Source organism: Streptococcus sp. SN-1 (assembly GCF_041154385.1).
Lineage (GTDB): Bacteria > Bacillota > Bacilli > Lactobacillales > Streptococcaceae > Streptococcus > Streptococcus mitis_CT.
In genome coordinates this window covers 482,999-501,600 of record NZ_AP028929.1, presented here as the reverse complement: position 1 = coordinate 501,600, position 18,602 = coordinate 482,999, and the positions used below count along the sequence as shown (strand labels likewise).

General features: G+C 39.4%; 17 protein-coding genes. All 17 read right to left on the bottom strand.

Features of this window, described 5'->3' with window-relative positions:
* Positions 1 to 19: 19 nt before the first annotated feature.
* Positions 20 to 334 carry a DNA-directed RNA polymerase subunit omega gene (gene rpoZ, locus ACAM22_RS02215; RefSeq protein ID WP_000979235.1) on the bottom strand — a complete coding sequence of 105 codons (315 nt, stop codon included), beginning with the start codon at positions 332 to 334 and terminating at the stop codon, positions 20 to 22.
* 24 nt (positions 335 to 358) lie between these two features.
* Positions 359 to 985 (bottom strand): guanylate kinase, encoded by a 627-nt coding sequence (gene gmk / locus ACAM22_RS02210; protein ID WP_369606882.1) that lies wholly within the window; start codon positions 983 to 985, stop codon positions 359 to 361.
* A 129-nt stretch (positions 986 to 1,114) separates the two neighbouring features.
* A complete protein-coding gene (locus tag ACAM22_RS02205; protein WP_000404936.1) occupies positions 1,115 to 2,728 on the bottom strand; it encodes a ribonuclease Y in 1,614 nt (537 codons plus the stop codon).
* 123 nt (positions 2,729 to 2,851) lie between these two features.
* Positions 2,852 to 5,824 (bottom strand): type I restriction endonuclease subunit R, encoded by a 2,973-nt coding sequence (locus ACAM22_RS02200; protein ID WP_369606881.1) that lies wholly within the window; start codon positions 5,822 to 5,824, stop codon positions 2,852 to 2,854.
* A gap of 34 nt (positions 5,825 to 5,858) precedes the next feature.
* Positions 5,859 to 8,600 (bottom strand): SIR2 family protein, encoded by a 2,742-nt coding sequence (locus ACAM22_RS02195; RefSeq protein ID WP_369606880.1) that lies wholly within the window; start codon positions 8,598 to 8,600, stop codon positions 5,859 to 5,861.
* A 53-nt stretch (positions 8,601 to 8,653) separates the two neighbouring features.
* Positions 8,654 to 9,910 carry a restriction endonuclease subunit S gene (locus ACAM22_RS02190; protein WP_369606879.1) on the bottom strand — a complete coding sequence of 419 codons (1,257 nt, stop codon included), beginning with the start codon at positions 9,908 to 9,910 and terminating at the stop codon, positions 8,654 to 8,656.
* Entirely contained in the window at positions 9,903 to 12,011 is a 2,109-nt protein-coding gene (locus ACAM22_RS02185; RefSeq protein WP_369606878.1) for an N-6 DNA methylase, read from the bottom strand. Before ACAM22_RS02185 ends, ACAM22_RS02190 begins: the two co-directional genes overlap by 8 nt.
* A 215-nt stretch (positions 12,012 to 12,226) precedes the next feature.
* The gene (locus ACAM22_RS02180) at positions 12,227 to 12,481 is read right to left on the bottom strand and encodes a Txe/YoeB family addiction module toxin (protein WP_369606877.1); all 255 of its coding nucleotides are present in this window, start codon (positions 12,479 to 12,481) and stop codon (positions 12,227 to 12,229) included.
* 3 nt (positions 12,482 to 12,484) lie between these two features.
* Positions 12,485 to 12,739 carry a type II toxin-antitoxin system Phd/YefM family antitoxin gene (locus ACAM22_RS02175; protein ID WP_180375037.1) on the bottom strand — a complete coding sequence of 85 codons (255 nt, stop codon included), beginning with the start codon at positions 12,737 to 12,739 and terminating at the stop codon, positions 12,485 to 12,487.
* 131 nt (positions 12,740 to 12,870) lie between these two features.
* A complete protein-coding gene (locus ACAM22_RS02170; protein WP_261050538.1) occupies positions 12,871 to 13,968 on the bottom strand; it encodes a nucleotidyltransferase in 1,098 nt (365 codons plus the stop codon).
* A 9-nt stretch (positions 13,969 to 13,977) separates the two neighbouring features.
* The gene (locus ACAM22_RS02165) at positions 13,978 to 14,718 is read right to left on the bottom strand and encodes a class I SAM-dependent methyltransferase (protein WP_261050540.1); all 741 of its coding nucleotides are present in this window, start codon (positions 14,716 to 14,718) and stop codon (positions 13,978 to 13,980) included.
* Between the two features lie 111 nt (positions 14,719 to 14,829).
* A complete protein-coding gene (gene rsfS, locus ACAM22_RS02160) occupies positions 14,830 to 15,183 on the bottom strand; it encodes a ribosome silencing factor (RefSeq protein ID WP_261050542.1) in 354 nt (117 codons plus the stop codon).
* Positions 15,184 to 15,194: 11 nt separating this feature from the next.
* Positions 15,195 to 15,695 (bottom strand): cysteine hydrolase family protein, encoded by a 501-nt coding sequence (locus ACAM22_RS02155; protein WP_369606876.1) that lies wholly within the window; start codon positions 15,693 to 15,695, stop codon positions 15,195 to 15,197.
* Positions 15,696 to 16,289 carry a bis(5'-nucleosyl)-tetraphosphatase (symmetrical) YqeK gene (yqeK, locus tag ACAM22_RS02150; RefSeq protein WP_369606875.1) on the bottom strand — a complete coding sequence of 198 codons (594 nt, stop codon included), beginning with the start codon at positions 16,287 to 16,289 and terminating at the stop codon, positions 15,696 to 15,698.
* On the bottom strand, positions 16,289 to 16,918 hold the full coding sequence (locus ACAM22_RS02145; protein WP_261050546.1) for a nicotinate-nucleotide adenylyltransferase: 630 nt from the start codon (positions 16,916 to 16,918) through the stop codon (positions 16,289 to 16,291). The genes yqeK and ACAM22_RS02145 overlap by 1 nt, the downstream gene beginning before the upstream one ends.
* Positions 16,919 to 16,969: 51 nt before the next feature.
* Positions 16,970 to 17,281, bottom strand: coding sequence for a ribosome assembly RNA-binding protein YhbY (yhbY, locus tag ACAM22_RS02140; RefSeq protein ID WP_000060169.1), 312 nt, complete (start codon positions 17,279 to 17,281; stop codon positions 16,970 to 16,972).
* Positions 17,282 to 17,493: 212 nt separating this feature from the next.
* Entirely contained in the window at positions 17,494 to 18,600 is a 1,107-nt protein-coding gene (yqeH, locus tag ACAM22_RS02135) for a ribosome biogenesis GTPase YqeH (RefSeq protein WP_261050549.1), read from the bottom strand.
* Positions 18,601 to 18,602: the final 2 nt, after the last annotated feature.

Genomic DNA, 18,602 nt, shown 5'->3' with positions numbered 1-18,602 from the left:
AGATTGAGTCCCCCCAACCTTAAATTTTTTCACCATCTTCTTTTTCTTTAGCTATTTGCTCTTTGATTTTCTTTTCTTCCTCTTCTTTGCGGCGTTTTTCTTCTTCGATACGGCGACGCACTGCTTCACGTTTCCCTTCTGGATCTGGGTGAATTGTAACGTTTCCTGATTCGATTTCTTCTAAAGCGCGAAGAGTTGATTTTTCAGACTTGAAACCTTGAGTTGCTGGCGCACCTGCTTCCAATTCGTGGGCACGTTTTGCTTCCAAGATTACGAGTGAATATTTTGAAGGAACCTTGTCGAGCAAGGTATCAATAGAGGGTTTTAACATCATTTGCTTGTACCTATTTTCTAAATTTTATCGAGTAGTTGGAGATTTTGGTAACATCTCCTGATAGTGACCAATGACACGATCCACACGGAAGTGTTCTGCTTCGATCACACGTTTGACACGCTCAGCAGCTAGGGGCACCTGATCGTTGACAATCGCATAATCATATTCACGCATGAGAGCAATTTCTTCCTTGGCCTTTTCGATTCGTTGGGCAATCACTTCTGCACTGTCTGTTCCACGTCCTACCAAACGATCTTGCAATTCATCCAAATCTGGTGGTGTCAGGAAGATAAAGACAGCATCTGGAACCTTTTTCTTGACCTGAAGAGCGCCCTGAACTTCAATTTCAAGGAAAACATCGATTCCCTTGTCCAAGGTTTCATTGACATAGGTCAGAGGAGTTCCATAGTAGTTGCCGACATATTCTGCGTATTCCAACATCTGTCCTTGACGAATCAGCTCTTCAAACTCTTCACGAGTACGGAAGAAATAGTCAACACCGTCCACTTCTCCAGGACGTTGTGCACGTGTCGCCATCGATACAGAGTATTGAAATTGGTTTTCAGAACTCTCAAAAATCTCTCTTCTAACCGTTCCTTTTCCAACCCCTGAAGGACCAGAAAAAACGATTAGTAAGCCTCGGTCTGCCATTGTGTCTCCTTTTAGTCAGTCTGTGAAATAACATTTCTCTAGAATAATGGCAAAAAGCCAGATTATCCTTTACAGTCTTTCTATCTAGTGTAACAAAAAAGCAGTAATTTTTCAACTGCTCTTTCTTATTTATTTAGCATAATCTACTGCACGAAGCTCGCGAATCACGGTTACCTTGATATTTCCTGGGTAATCGAGATTGTTTTCAATTTTCTCACGAACTTTGTGAGCCAAGATTGTGACTTTGTCGTCCTTGATTTGTCCTGGATTTACCATGATACGAATTTCACGTCCTGCTTGAAGGGCAAAGCTAGTTTGCACTCCCTCAAAGCCGTTCGCAATTTCTTCCAAATCATGAAGACGCTTGATGTAGCTTTCAAGAGACTCACTACGAGCACCTGGACGTGCCGCACTCAAGGCATCTGCTGCAGCAACAATCACTGCAATGACGCTCTCAGCTTCAACATCGCCGTGGTGGCTAGCAATCGTATTGACCACAACTGGATGTTCCTTGTACTTACGAGCCAATTCCATACCGATTTCAACATGGCTACCTTCAACCTCGCGGTCAATAGCTTTCCCGATATCGTGAAGGAATCCGGCACGACGGGCAAGAGCCGCATTTTCACCAAGCTCACTAGCCATGATACCAGCCAACTTAGCAACCTCAATCGAATGGCGCAAGACATTTTGTCCATATGAAGTACGGAACTGCAAACGTCCCATAATCTTCATCAAGTCCGGATGAAGGTTTGGCGCACCAATTTCATAGGCAGCAGCCTCACCGTATTCACGGATCTTATTGTCAATCTCTTGACGGTTTTTCTCAACCAACTCTTCGATACGAGCTGGGTGGATACGACCATCTTTGAGCAACATTTCCATAGTCATACGGGCAATCTCACGACGAATCGGGTCAAAACCTGACAAGGTCACCACTTCTGGCGTATCGTCGATAATGACATCAACCCCTGTCAAACTTTCAAAGGTACGAATGTTACGACCTTCGCGACCAATAATGCGGCCCTTCATAGTATCGTCTGGCAGATGAACCGTTGAGTTTGTTGACTCCGCTACATATTCACCAGCGATACGTTGCATAGCTTGAACCAAGATGTCCTTGGCCATCTTGTCAGAACGTTCCTTGACCTCTTGCTCAGCTTCGCGAATGCGGCTAGCAATCTCCTTGGTCAAGTTTTCCTCTGTCTGTGCCAAGATAATATCTCGTGCTTCTGCCTGAGACAGGGCACCAATACGCTCTAACTCTGCTTCTTTTTGTCTTTCGACTTCCTCTAATTGCTCTTCACGCGCATCAAGGTTTTTCGCTCTATCAGAAATACTTTGTTCTTTTTGTTCAAGTGTTTGTTCTTTACTCGTCAAATTGTCGTCTTTACGGTCAAGGCTAGTAGCTCTCTCTGTCAAACGACTTTCGATTTGTTTGAGTTCTTGACGTTCTGATTTGAATTCAGCGTCCACTTCTTCACGGTATTTTCTGGCTTCTTCTTTGGCCTCCAATAGTGCTTCTTTTTTAAGAGACTTGCTTTCACGTTTGGCTTCATTAACAAGTAAATCTGCTTCACGTTCAGCTTGTCCACGTAAATTAGTTGCTTCTTGTTCAGCATTTAAAAGCATCAACTCTGCAGCTTCCTGAGATGATTTCATCTTAGCTGAGATGCTGACATATCCAATGACTAAACCAATGATGACGGCAAAAACAGCAATCGCAAGCGACATGATTTCCATGTTTTTACCTCATTTTATTGTTATTCCGAATGACATACATTCTTTTACATTCTACCATAAAAAAGTGATTTTCACAAACCTAAAATAGAATATGTTTTGAGGAAATTAGTGTGAATTTTAGGATTACACTTCTTCGGATCCCTTCAAAATTTTGAACACATCATCAATAAATATATCTGCTAATCTCTTCTTGAAAGAATCATTATTTAATAGAGCACCAAATAAATCTTGACTCTGAGAGTATCCTTCTATAAGAGCATTGTCAATCTCTTCTTCAAAAGCAAAAACGAAGTCTTCTCTAGAGTTGACACGGGCAGATTGCTTTAGTCTTGGATTCTTTTTCATCAGTTCACGAATGGATACCGCTCCACTTAGACCGACTTGGTGATCGATATCCAAATCCAACTGTTCGTTAATTTCATCTAAGATTTCAGATAAACGCTTCTCCTGGTCAGTCGTAACACCTCCAGTACTTGGCTTGGTAAGTATTAACTCTGGATGATATTCCAATTCAGAAACTGACCTGAAGGAACCTGTTTTCTTATGTTTCATATAGTCCACTACGATCTTATCTGCGATTGTAAAATCATCTCCTCCAATGCGAACATCAATCATCTTGACAAGACCTTGCAGATAATTATAACGTTCGTGTAGAACTTCATTTTGATAAGCAGTTGCCTGAATCAAGAAAGTATACATTCTAAGAAAACCTCGAATAACCTTTCGAATAGAAAGTTGTTCTTTCTCATCAAACCGTCTAACTTTATCATAACCTTGATTTAACAGAGAAACCATCTTTTGCTTTTCTCTGCTGCTTCTCTTTTCTTGGTATAAGAATTGATTAAACTCATGAATAACATCACTGTCCAAGATACCATACTCATCAATTTTCCGATCCAAGGTCAAGACATCACTAGGTGTGACTGTATCTGCTAAAATAGTCTCACGGTAGTAGGGAGAAAAAGCTGAGCGAATATCGTCATAAGTATTTTTAAAATCAAGGATAAAGGTCTTCTTGTTGTATCCTCTATAGATACGATTCAAACGAGACAATGTTTGCACCGCAGCAACACTTCGCAACTTTTTATCTACATACATAGCAACCAGTTTGGGTTGGTCAAACCCTGTCTGATACTTATTTGCCACAATCAGGATTTGGTAGTCTTCCGTATCAAAATGATCTTTCAAATAATCTTCCTTGACCTGATTCATTTGCGACTCAGTATATTCACCACCTTGGTAATCAACCTTGCCAGAAAAGGCAATCAGTGTTCCAATACTAGTGATACTGTGGTCTTTGAAATACTTTTGAAAGGCCAATTGATACTTAACTGCTACCTCACGACCCGAAGTCACAATCATAGCCTTACCTTGACCACCCAATTCAGCCATAATATCATGACTGATAAAGTGATCCATGATAATTTCAACCTTTTGATTGATATTTTCATCAGATAATTCTACAAACTTTGCAATCTTACGCTTAGCAAGAGTCGTTTTTAGCTCAGGATCTTCTTCGACTGCTTTATTGAGCTTGTAATAGGTCTTATAAGTCGTATAGTTATCTAAAACATCTAGAATAAAACCTTCCTCAATAGCTTGCTTCATACTATAAACATCAAAAGGAGCTTTAGAACCATCTGCTTGTGTTGTACCAAATAGCTGTAGAGTTGTCGCCTTTGGAGTTGCGGTGAAGGCAATGATTGAGACATTGTCCTGCTTACCTGTCCGAGCAATCTCCTGCTCGATAGCATCCGCAACACTTACTTCTTGAATCTCATCGATAGTTCCATCTTCTGTATCTGTTTCTGTCAAGACTTGACTAACCGAACTCATATAGGATCCTGTCGTTGAACTGTGGGCTTCATCAATCAGGATGGCAAATTTCTTTTTCGCAGTGTTCCCTACAGACATCCAGTTGGATTGGTTAATCTGGGCAAACTTATGAATAGTCGTAGCTATGATTTTTGTATTTCCTGCAATCGCATCCGCTAAGTCACTGGAGGTTTCTTTGTCGCCCATTACCTTGACCACTCCAGGCTTGTGGGAAATTTCCTTGACTGCTTCTTGTAACTGACGATCAACTACGATACGGTCTGTAACGATTAATACAGTATCCACGATGTTTTGATTCTGATCATCATGAAGAGAAACTAAACTATGAGCCAACCAGGCAATGGTATTGGTTTTACCTGAACCAGCCGAATGCTGAATCAGATAATTACTGTCAGTATGGTTGACTTTCATGTCTTCTAGGAGACGGCTAACTGCTCTTCGCTGATGGTATCTCGGGAAAATCAGGGTCTTCTTTTTATGCTTATCCATCTCAAAAAAGATAAAACTCTCTATTAACTGGAGAATACTATCCTTGGTCAAGACATCAAGCCACAAATAGTCTGTATCGGCACCATCAGGGTTGTGAGGGTTGCCACTTCCCATCTCAATACCTTCCCCTTTCCCCACATTAAAAGGTAGAAAATAGGTTTCTTGTCCTTTCAATTGCGTCGTCATATAGACTTCTAGGGTATCCACCGCAAAGGAAGCCAAGACTCCCTGTTCAAAACGGAAAAGACGGTTCTTAGGATTGCGCCTCTTGAGCTGCTTGATGGCATCCTGAACAGACTGACCACTGGGATTAAACTTAAGTTCGATAGCAAATAGTGCTAATCCATTGATAAAGATAACAAGGTCAATGCGGTCGCTCTCCTCATAAACCACTTCTTCCATAACAGACAGACAATTGGCTTGGTATTGCTGAACAGCTTTTTCATTAAAACTAGTAGCAGGTTTACGATAAAGAAGACGAAGTTGTTTATTTTCAATAAAAACTCCTTCTTTCAAAGCGAATAAAAAGCCACCCTTGACGATTTCTTTATTAATCAGATTGACTATTGTCTCCTTGCTAAGCTTTTTAAGGAGATAGTCCATGGTCTCCTCTTGGGTCTCCATCAGAAAATCCCACAGGAGTTCCACATCCATGGCTAATCTAGGATCGTAGCAAGTAGCGTCCCGCTGAATATAGTCATTCTTATCTCTCAAATCTTTGATAATCCACTGCTGGAAATCATAGCGCTCCTTCAAGCCCAAATTTGCCATAGTTTCTCACTTTCTAACATTTCGTTGGTTCAGTTCATTTCTTAAACGTAATTTTTTCTTCATTGAGAGTTCTGATTATATACTCATCAATCAATTTATTATCTTCTTCATTTTTTGAAAAATAAGTTTTAATATTAATTGGAGTTCTGTACTCTAATAAACGATGAATTACCTCATCACTTCTATCATCGTACCAAGTCCAGTCTACTTCAGGGTAGAGTCCTCGAATATTTTCTTTGATATCTTTTAAAATGTCAAACTCTGAAAAATATCCCTCTCTGCTTAGATTGTATAAATCACCTACTGACTGTTCTCTTGGATCTGGTATTGTTATTATGCCATCTTCATGCCCCTCATTAATTCTTTTAATTAAGTGTTGATAGATTTTGTTTTGTAGCTTAGGAAAATCATACACTTTTGAAAACATCAGTTCAATTACTTTGTAATAAAAGATATTTTCTGAGTCCTCATAAGCACTTAGGATTTCTAGAACATCTTTTTTAGTATCCTCTTCAAGATTGTTAAATAAATGACGTAACAAATCAGAATACTCCATAATATTTTCAACATCATCATTTTGATATTTAATTTTTAGAATATCTATATTGAGCTTTTCAAGCACTACTCTTGCAGTTTCTTCTTCAGTTGAGCAGTATTCTAATAACTGAGAATATAAAGGATACGATGAATGATATAAAGAAAAATTATTTTTCAAAATTATATTTAAATGTTTATTAACAATATCAACTATCTTAGATTTCAACAAATCATCATTAATAGCGCCTTTATTATCACGGACAACTCTAATGAGACCCTTAATTTCTTTAGCTAAATTAAAGTATAGTGTTTGAGAGTCTAAAATATTTATTATTCTTGATACGTCTACATCATCAATAAAAGGCAGAAAATTTAGCATATTTCTAAGTTCATGGAAATGAGTATCTACATGAGATTTAACCTTTTCTTGCAGATAAGTTATTCTGTTAAATAAAAATTCTTCTGCTTCTACAGTAACTTTAATTTTACTAAATGAGTAATTTCTAAAATATAAATCTACTACTTTAAAATCGATACTAGGAAGAATCAATTGAACATCGTCCAAATCAAGTTCCCTAATTATTGATGCTGTCCCTTCAGAAATAAATTTTTCATGATTTACATATGAATTATCATAACTGAGTAATAACATTTCTAAGTATCTATTAATGATTGATTTAAACATCTTATAATGTTCAACACACAAACAGTTTAGTTTTATAAAGTTATAAAGATTTTTCACTTCAAATTCAGCATTATAGAGATGGTTATTAAAAGACTGTCCTCCCCTCCTATAGTTTTCATGCTCTTCACGAATTTTATCGAATAATTCATTAATCGTTTCTAATTTTCTGTATAAAAAATTGAAGTTAAGGATTGAATCTCTAAAAAATTCTATAATTTTTTTCTCATCACCTGTAACCGAGTTAATGATTTGTTCCGTGAGTTCATTTAGTTCTCCACTATATAATGATTCAGCATAATTAGGTGCTTCTTCAAAAAAATTTATGGGGATGTGTTGAAAATTAAATTCACACACAAGAAAATTAAAATAGTCTTTCTGGCGAAATGCTATATTCGCTAACTCTCTAAACTTTGCTTTTGCGAAAGCATATTGTCTTTCCTCATATAACTCGAACGCCTCCATTAAAAATCTATTTGCTTTGAATTCTCTTGTTTCTTCTAATTCAATATCAAAAAAATGTTTTAAGAGAGATTTGTTAGTGACCATATTTCGTAACTCTTCATGATCCTCAAGTTCAAATCTTAAGCTATCATTTTCAAACCAGCTATAGCTATCATCCCTGTTTAAAGCTCTTCTCTTTAAAGTGGAGTATGTCGAAAAATCTTTCGAATCGATAAAACTAAGCCTATCTAAAAAAGCAAGTTGATTCCATAAATCTTCAGCATTCTTTACCGTGTTATTCCTATTTTCAGAAAGAGTCTCTAAAAATCTCTTTGTACTAATATACTTTTTGTTCTGATTGTCCGTTTCTTCAACTGAAGAAGTTTCGTTAGAAACAATGATAATGCCTTGTTTTTTATAATACTCTCTAATAATCATCGAAGGTTCTTCAGGTGTATAAAAATAGGCGAATTTAGCATCTAATTTAAATGTGTTTTGAATCAATCGAAATATAGAATTAAAAGTCGAATCACCTAAAGAATAGCCTACGAACAATAAGGTATGGTTCATTATCAACGACTGAATTAAAGTAGAAACCATTGGAAAATTTAACGCATAGTCTAAATAATCATCTTCTTTCAAAACAATATTTTTTTTGCTGAAGTCACCATGCATTTTAATTAAATATCTTTCAGAACTTGTATATGGAATATCTTTATCCTCAGCGACGACATTGTACTTTAACAAGCCATTTTCAAACTGATCTTCCAGTAGAGAATCATAGTTTGTCGTAATAATATGTTTCGGAGCTATTTTCTCTATTAGTGTATGTAACTCGTTTGGTTTACTTGTTCCCTTACTAAAAAAAATTTCCTCTATCTTTTTTGTATACTGATTTTTCCCAAATGTATCATAATAATACTGAGCAACTCGTAAATAATCATCCGAATCGCCATCTGGCAAATCCAATTCTTTTTTAAATGATTGAATCAATTCTTTCCAAGTAGGTAAATTTGAATTAGCAGATATCCCCGCACCAACAAATAAGATTAAAGAATTTTCCTTAATCGATTTCTTTATTTGAGATACAGATAGACTATAATTTTCTTTCATATTTTAGGACCATCCTATCATTCACTTGTTTCAACCAGATACAAGTTACACTTCTAAACTCTCCTCTTTCCTGTTACATAATCATAAATAAGAGTTTGTCGTTGTTTGTTAATATTTTTAATTTGTTGGTTCTTGATTTGAATTAATTTATCAATTTGAACCGTTTTTTCGTCTAAGAAATCAGCGATTTTTTTCTGTTCTACATATGGTACATTTGTAAAGATAAGTTCCCCTAACATTTGAATTGTTAATTGTGAAACTGCTGTTTGATTTTTCTCAATTATAGCTGAATTTATCCAATACGTTACAAATCTACAATCCACCTGACTTTTTGGAACACAAACCAATAAGCGAACAACAGGATAAAATTTAATATTCCTATACACTGCTTTTCCAACATCTCCCCTACCAGTCACAGTGACACAATTATTTTTAAATCGATATTTATTAGTGTACCCCAACACACCGTCATTTTCGAGAGAATTAGAAAGAACGGGATAAGGATGACTTTCTGTGTATTCCTCAACTGTATTTCTTTCGTCTATATCCCCTCCAGCATATATATCAAAATAATATTTTAGGCGACTCACTCCCCACCCTTCAGGCACCTGTCCGATCCAGTCGATACCTGAATATTTCATGGGGACGTTTTTATCCAATCCTTTTGTGACAGTCTCATAAATCAAGCTAGCACGGTAGTCTTTGAGTTTTTGAATTTGCTCCTCTAGTAAACTTTTTACCTTATCCAACTGAGCAGTTTTCTTATCAAGATAATTTACAATTTGATGTTGCTCAATATTTGAAGGCAAAGTTACTCTTAGTTTATTAAGAACATTAAATGGAGGTATGTTCTTAATTGCACTTCCGTTACTATATTTGATAGCAGCATACGATAAAACAATATCGAAAATATAAAGAAAATACTCTAAATTAACGCTTTTATTTACTCTCACTCTCATTAGAGCCTGATTAATAATTCCTTGTTCACAGTCTTCAGGTAAAATATAGCATTTTCCAATTGTTCCAGCACAACTAACTATAATATCCAGAGGATATACTGAAAAATTTTTCAGATTATTATAAACACTTTTAGGAATATAAGCTTCACCTATTTCACAATTGCCTCTTATTGCATTTTTCTGCTCGTAAACTTTATATGAGCAAGGACTTTTTTCGATAAACATATCAATAGTAATCGCACTTCCAAATGGACCTTTTCTATAGTTCCCTATATCTTGAAGTCTCACTACTTCCCACTCTTCTGGTATCTGTCCGATCCAGTCGATACCACTCTCTTTCATCCTAGTCATGTTTGAGTTCCTCCAAGAGAGTCTGTAGTTCTGCTTCTAAGTCATAGAACTCTGCCAATAACTTCTCAGCACTTTCTGGTGCTTGGTAGTGATAGAAATAACGGGTAAAAGGAATCTCAGCTCCATAGCCTTTTTCCTCATCAAACCAGTAGTGGGCGTCAGGTACATGAGGATAAACCTCACGCGCAAAGTAGGTTTCCACATCCTCTGTCAGCTTAACGATTTCACTGTCCTTGGTTGTCTTATCATAGACAATCCCATCGGCAATCTCATTTGCCTTATCTTTCCTCTTGGTTCGGATAACCTCTGCTGTCTTGTCCATTTCACTCATAGCTAAGGCTAGCGCATTGATATTAGCAGGCGTAAGCTTAAACTCTCCCAGCAAGTCCTTGATGACTTGGACAAAGTTCTCAAAGTTAGGATAGGTCTTGTCAGAGCTTCCCTTAGCAAGAGCTGTCAGGATAGCTTCTTGCTTGGTCTTGCCAGCTACAAAGTCCTGTAATTTTTTCTCATCCTTGGCTGAACGTGGTTCCATCTCTAGCAATTCTTGGTACTTGTATTCATCAAATAGTTTAGCTAGGAAAGGAACACTTTTCGCTTTCTCAATTGTTTCTTCGCTTATCTGGCCACGACGTTGCAGAGGTTGCATAACTGTAAACTCTCGATAGAGAAACTCTTGATTGTCAAAGATTTTTACATGGTCATTTTCTTGAAAATCATCGTACCAGCGAAGGATCTGACGGATATTATCTTGGGACAACTCACGGCGTTTTTGACCTAGAGATTTACGTAGAGGAACAAACTCCTCCGTCGCATCGATAAACTGAACCTTGTTCTGGCGCTCAGGAGACTTGTTTTTATTATAAATCCAGATATAAATCCCAATTCCTGTATTATAGAAAAATTGACCTGGAAGGGCGACTATAGCTTCTAGCAAGTCATTCTCTAGGATATAACGACGAATCTGACTCTCCCCAGATGAAGTACCACCAGAAAATAGAGGAGACCCATTTGAAATGATAGCAGCTCGACCGTTTTCTTCTAATTTTGCAAGAGCATGAAGATGGAAAAGCAGTTGGGCATCGCCAGTTCCTGGAGTCGCAACAAAACGACCTTGACGACCTTCTGTTTTATCAAAGAGTTGCTGATCTTTCTTAACTGCATCCTCAACCCCATCATCCGCATCCTTACCACCCCAAGCTTGACCGAAGGGAGGGTTAGCGATGACAAAGCTCATCTTAGTATCTGGGAAAGGATCTGGATCTTTTAAGGTATCCACCTTCACAAAATAGTCAGAATCTTCCTGACGAATTAGCATATCTGCACGACCAATCCCAAAGGTTTCAGGCAAAACTTCCTGACCAAAGAGTCGGACAGTGGCTCCTGTATTCAACTGACGGATATAGCTTTTAGCCGTAGCCAGCATTCCCCCAGTTCCAGCCGCCATGTCTAGTATTTTCAACTCTTTTTTATCAACAAAAAGTTCTTCGTCTGCCTCAATCAAGAGGAGATTGACCATCAGAGCAATAACTTCACGAGGGGTATAGTGAGACCCCGCTTCCTCATTTTCAGAAAATCGGCGGATGATATCCTCAAACATGTATCCCATACGCATAGAGTCGACTGAACTTGGAGACAAATCAATTTGAGAGAACTTTTTAATAACCGTGAAAAGGCGACCACTCTGGGCCAGGGTACGGACTTGTTCTTTAAATTTTAGGTTTTCAATGATGTCCTTGACACGACAGGAATAGCCATCCAGATAGGCTAGAAAATTCTCCTCGATTGCATTTGGATCGTTTTGAAGATTTTCCAACGTAAAAGGACTAACATTGTAGTAACGATAGCCTGAAAGTTTCTCCAACACTTTCTCAGGTGTATTGGGATTTGCTTTGTATTGTGCTACCACCTGATCCTTGGTTGGCAGCAAGGCAGCTTCTAAACGAGTCAGGACAAACATTGGAATAATGACATCGCGATACTTATCTGCTCGATAAGCTCCTCTAAGAGTGTTAGCGATAGACCAAACCGTATTGACATCATTAGAAATTTGGATGTCATTTGCTTGGAATAGTGGTAATTTTTCTTTGAAATTAGACATTTACTTCCCCTGTTTTTATTATTAACAATTCTCTTCATTATACCACAAAATACGAGTTATAAAGCGTATTCAAGGGTAAAGATCGAAGTTCATATACTAAATTTCTTTACTGAGTTTTTGTCTTTTGTACTAGGGCTTCTGTCATTTTCCAAAAAACTTTATCTTAAACTTACTAATAAAAATTTAAAAAATAAAAAGCCTACTTCGCAGTAGACTTAGTAATGATCTTTAAAGGACAAGAAAGCCACGCTATCTCCATCCATCATATAAATCAAGCGATTTTCTGCGTCGATACGACGTGACCAGGCTCCTTGGTAGTCATACTTGAGTGGTTCTGGCTTACCTATTCCTGTAAAGGGATCACGTTGAATATCCTTGATTAGGTTATTGATTCTTTTTAACGTTTTCTTGTCCTGAGTTTGCCAGTAGCAATAATCTGCCCAGGCATCTTCTGTAAACTTGAGCAGCATTCCTCACTCCTCAATAACATGGACTTGAGTGCTTCCAGCACGGACTTGAGCCATTCCTCGCAAAACCTTATCAGATAGTTCCTTGTTTTGAGCGATTCTCAGAGTTTCTTGAATACTATCCCACTCGCTCTTTGAAAGAACTACAATGTCCTCGTTTGGATTTTTATTGACCACCGTCAAAGGCTCAAATTCATCATTTACCTTTTTCATGTAGTCTTTTAAATGATTTCGGAATGTTGAGTAAAGAACTGCTTCCATAACCATACCTCGTTTTACCTCTTTTCCACTATTATACACGAAAAGAAAGAAATTGTCAGGAACTTGTACAAGATTTTCTTTTCTATCTATTTATTCGTAAAAAATCTCAAAAAGTCCACCTTTCAGTAGACTTAGTTCTTTTCTATTCTTATCGGCACTCTTCCAAAATTCTGCTCTGCTATACTTGGATTTCCCAGTTGGTAAATCTGGTCTACCTTTTGGGTCATAGCATCCCAAGATTCTTTACCAATTCGGCTGACTAGATTGACCTGCCCTTTCAGAGACTTGAGATGTTGTCTGCCTTTTTCGGTAAAGCCAAGGACATGGATGCCTTCTGGCAAGTCACTTTCTCTAACTTGAACCAAAATATAGGTCAAGAGGCGTCTAACACGCGCCTTAGTATACCGCTTGGTCGCAACAGCCTCGGCCAATTCTTCTACAGACTGAGCTGTCTTGATAGCATCCTTGATGCGCACAGCCATTTCTTGATTGACCTGATAGATGGTAGTTAGGTCTGGATTGGACAAGATTTGATAGCGCAGCAAGGGAAAATAATCTTCCCAGCTCACCTTACTAGCCTGCTCAAAGAGGGCAACAGAAGGCATAAAGCGTTTTAAAAAATCTTGGTCTAACTGATGCTGACGGAGGGCTGTCGCCGAAGCAAAGGCCACATTCTTGTCCACAGAATGATAACCTGCCCCCTGACGCTGAATCGGCTGGAGTTTGATGTTGCGTCCCGCTACTGCCTTAGCATAAGCAAGCGCAAGAACATGATTGGGCGTATTGCCAGAAAAATCAAGACCTGCAAATTCCTTCCACATGGCTTGAGTTTTCTGAGGATAAGAGAGAGAATCTGGCAGATTTTCCACAAATTTCTCCATCTTAGTACCTTGCTCTGTGTATAAGTCAGCAATTTTCTGGTAGTCCAGAACTTCCTCTGTTCCAAAAGCTAGAGTATCAATCCCCAAACGAGCCAAGATATCCACAGCTCCTTGACCAAAGAAATCTGCTGCCTGAACACTGACTAAAAAAGGCAACTCTACTACCAAATCTGCTCCATTTTCCAGTGCCATCTGGGCCCGAGTCCACTTATCTACAATGGCTGGTTCTCCACGCTGCATGAAATTCCCAGACATAGCCACGATTTTCAGCCCCTCAACCTGTTCCAGCAGGTATTTATGCCCATTATGAAAAGGATTAAACTCCACGATAATACCTGTGATAGTCATAGACTTCTCCTACTTCTGCGCCACAAAAAACCAACGGGTGCTGGTTTCTGTTGGCTCCTTGTCCTCAAAGTCCGCATAGAGTTTAAAAGACTTGAAACCAGCCTGTTCCAGCAAAATATCATAGGTCAAGACTTCATAGGTCCGCTCCTCATGCACTTCATCGTGGCGACTAAAGGAACCGTCCGCCTCCTTGATAAAGAAAGTCAGCTCATGGACGATGGAGTGAGGCGCTTCATCCTCATAGGTATCCCAGAGCATAGCAAAATCTTCCGCATTTTCATGGTAGGAATAACCCGGGAATACTTCATCTGTCTGGTAGGTCGAGTGCACGTCAAAGATAAATACACCATCTTCGTTGAGGGAATTATAGACTTCTTTAAAAACGTCCCCTACTTCCACCTCATCCTGCATATAGCAGATAGAGTCCGAATAACACGTGACAAAGTCGTATTGACCTGCCTTGGACAAATCCAGCATATTGCCTTCTATAAAGGCAATCTTTTGCTTGGAGGAAGTTGCTCTATTTTCCGCAATTTTCAACATATCCCCACTCAAGTCAAGTCCAGTTACATCAAAACCAGCTTGAGAGAAGCGCACAGATTGAATTCCTGTCCCACAAGCCAGTTCCAAGAGTTTCTTTCTCTCCTTTGTCTTAGGCAAGTGACGCAGGGAAAAATCCGTCCATTTATCATATAAACTATCGTCCATGACCGCATCATAGATCGCCGCAAAGGTTTCATAAGTTGCCATAAAACATGATACTAAGAGCTCCATGGTAAACACCAGTAGCCCTCACCTTTCTATCCATTTTCTTCTAATAATAAGCAAAGAAACCCAGTTGACTACAACTGAGTTTATCTCCTATGCTAAGATTTCTGAAATATCTACAGAATCCGCCTCATGCCATAGTTTTTCTAGGTTATAGTGGGCACGCATTTCTTCTGAGAAGATATGCACAACAACCCCACCGAGGTCCAGCAAGACCCAGCCTCCAGCTGCATCGCCTTCGACATGGCTACCTTTAAAGCCTGCTTGAGCTACTTTTTCACGGATATTATCAGCGATAGCGTCCAACTGACGGCTATTCATTGAGCTAGTGATGACAAAGTAGTCCGTCACGCTGGTCAAATCTTGTACATCAAGTGCGAGGATATCCTCCGCACGTTTCTCATCAGCCGCTTTCACGACTAGCTCTAGTAATTCTTTTTCGTTCATTTAGTCCTCTTTCAAAAAATATTTTTATAATCTAGGACATCTGCAAAGCGATCCTCCCAAATGTCCTCATAAAATTCATTTATCGTTTCTGCTGGAATGTCATCCCCATCAAAGGTTGTGACAGCACCTTCTGGAATAATAAGCTGATAGCCATATTCAAAGGCAACCTTGACAGAGGTATCCACACAATATTCTGTCTGCATACCACATAAAACTAATTTTTCAATCCCCTGTTTATCCAAGTATTCTTTTAAGCCAGTTTCTTTGAAAATACTATTATACTTCTTCTGAATGACCTTTTCATCAGGTTTTCGATTTAAAAGCGCAGATAACTGCCAATCTTCTGATGTTTGGGCTTCAGGATTCTCAATATGTTGAACATAGATAATTTCGATATTCTTACTTCTAGCCTGGTTTTGTAAATAAGAAATTTTTTCCAATAGACTATTTGTCTGAAAACCGGTTTCCACTAAAATATTCTGAACATCAATGATTATAAAAGCCGTCTTCATTTAGTCCTCTTCCAAATAGTGCACAAAGGCGTTATAGGTTTCAAGGGTTTGGGGATAGATAGGGAATCCCTGATGAGCTAGATGCTCCACGGTACGAGCTGTTTCGTAGGCCACTGCCTTATCAAGCGATAGACTTGCAATCTCACGTGCCACATCCACTCCTGGAAAGACACGATTGTGCTCGATATAGTCTGCGACATAGATTATCTTATCAAGATAGGTCATCTGACCAGCCCCAACTGTATGGATTTCAATAGCTCGTAGAATTTCAGAATCATGCAAATCCAAATCTTCCTGAATCTTGTAGATGCCGACCATGCCATGCCAGACATTATTGCCCCAGTTTTTGAGGTCGGAATCTAGCTGATAACGGTCAATTAATTCAAGAAATTCCTGATCTGACAGCTTCTTAGCATAATCATGGAGAAGACCTGCAAGACCTGCTTTCTCGGTATCAACTCCAAATCGCTGAGCCAGCTCTATGGCTGCACGCTCCACACCCAAGCAATGGGTTAAGCGTTTTTCGGGTAGAAGCTCTGCCATTTTTTCCAACAAAGCCTCACGGGAGCAGTTGATATAGTCTTGATAGGCCATCAGTAGAGTCCCTCCTTCTCGATGTAGTTTAGCACAGGCTGAGGCAGGAGAAAGTTGGGTTTCCGACCTTGGGCAATAAAATCACGCACCATGCTGGATGAGATATCCATGAGAGGCACATCCACCCAGATAACGGGATAGGAAGTCCCTGCCTTGTAGCGTGGGCGCTGAACCCCCACAAACTGAACCATGTCTACCAGCTCATCAATTCGATACCACTTAGGCAGATAGTCCACCATATCAGCTCCGATAATAAAGTAATAATCCGTGTCAGGATGTTGCTCTGTCAAGATTTTCATGGTGTCGTAGGTGTAGGAAATACCCTTACGCTCCAACTCGATGGTTTCAATGGCTAGTCCTTCAATCCCCTCAATCGCCAATTCAAGCATCTTGAGACGATGGTGCTCAGGGATGGTTTCCTTTTTATCTACGTGAGGAGGTTGGTACTCAGGCATGAGCAAGACTTGATCCAGTCCTAACTGCTGGCGTACTTGGTCCGCAACGATCAGATGGGCATTGTGAACAGGGTTAAAATTCCCCCCTAAAATCCCGACTTGTTTGCGTTTTTTCTCCTTGATTTCTGGCTCCAACTCTACCTTAGTAAAGGGAGTCAATAATTCGATTGCCATAGGCTAGTCTCCTTTATTTCTCTGTAAAAACAGTTATTTGGAGTAGGTTTCCTAGATTTCTTTGACTTTTTTAGAAATCTTGCGATTCTCTTTCTTGCTAGACTGTTTAAACAAAATCAAGATGCGTCCGATTTTTTGGACTGTATCCACACCGATTTCTTCTTCCAAGATTTCAGCGACTTCGTGGATATTTTCATCTGTATTTTGCAAGAGAGTTACCTTAATCAATTCGCGGGCGTCAAGTGCCTGACGAACGCTGGTTTTGATTTGGTCGTTGAGACCATTTTTTCCAATTTGGATGATGGGTTTGAGGGTGTGTGCCTGGCTGTTGAGGAAGGCACGTTGTTTTGATGTTAATGACATAATTTCTTCCTTGTTTTTTTGATAGTTATTTTAGGTGGTGAGGGACGGTCGGAACTAATTTTCCAAAGATCTCATCTTTGAAAAATGGATTTCCTGACCTCACAATTGAGCCTTGGTCTCAATTGTGTCCCTTGCCAATCTATCGATTGGCAAGACACCACGGCAATAACTATCTTTGTATGAGCTCACTTTGTTCGCTCAGTGATTTTATTTTAAATAATCGCTTTTCGTGCGACGACTGCGACGCCTTCTGGTGCCCAGACGGCGACTTTGGCAGTGCCTATTACACGGATCCAGCCGAGTCCAGAGATGACTAGGTCTGTCTTTTCCTTGATATTAAAGACATGTTGGACCAATTTTGGAAAATCTTCTTTTTCCTTGCTATTTGGTGGTGTCAGAAGAGTTCCGACGTGCTTATCGTAAAAGGCACTAGCGCCTTCTAGCTTGGTACGGTGGAGTTTGAGTTCATTGTCAAAGAAGGCTGTGAAACCTTGCTTCTCACCTGCAATGAAGTCAAAACGGCCCAAACCACCTAAAAACAGAGTTTGTTCAGGATTAAGCTGATAGGTTTTGGGCTTGATTTCCTTTTTAGGGCTGACATACTTGAGGTTTTTGGCCGTCAAGTAGTGAGCCATCTGGTGACGGTGGATAATCCCCGGTGTATCGTAGATATAAGATCCGTCGTCAAGCGGAATCTCAATCTTGTCCAAGGTCGTCCCTGGGAAGCGTGACGTCGTAATGACATTCTGGTCACCCGTGATTTCTTGGATAATAGCATTGATAAGAGTTGATTTTCCAACGTTTGTCACGCCAACGACATAGACATCACGGCCCTTACGGTAGTGCTCGATTTTGTCAATGACTTCCTTAATGGCATGTTTGTTTTGTGCCGAAGTTAGGACGACATCCACAGGACGAAGCCCTTCTTCGTGGGCACGTTCCATGAGCCACTGGCTAATCTTGCCTGGTTTAACAGACTTGGGCAAGATATCTTTTTTATTTCCCACCAAGAGGACATCATTGCCCGAGACAAAACGTGGCAAACCTGGGATGACAGAGCCATTAAAATCAAAGATATCAATGACATTGACCACTAAGGCATCACTGTCTCCCACCTCGTGCAAGAGCTTGAGGAAATCATCATCCGTCAACTGGACATCCGTGATTTCATTGTAGTGGCGGAGACGGAAACAGCGTTGGCAATAGACTTCGCCTGTCTCCAAACCTTTTTCAAGTGCCGACTGGGGGGTAAACCCAAGACCAGCCTTGTCTGTCGTCTGAATGGTTGCTCCACAACCAATACAGAGAATTTCTTCCATAG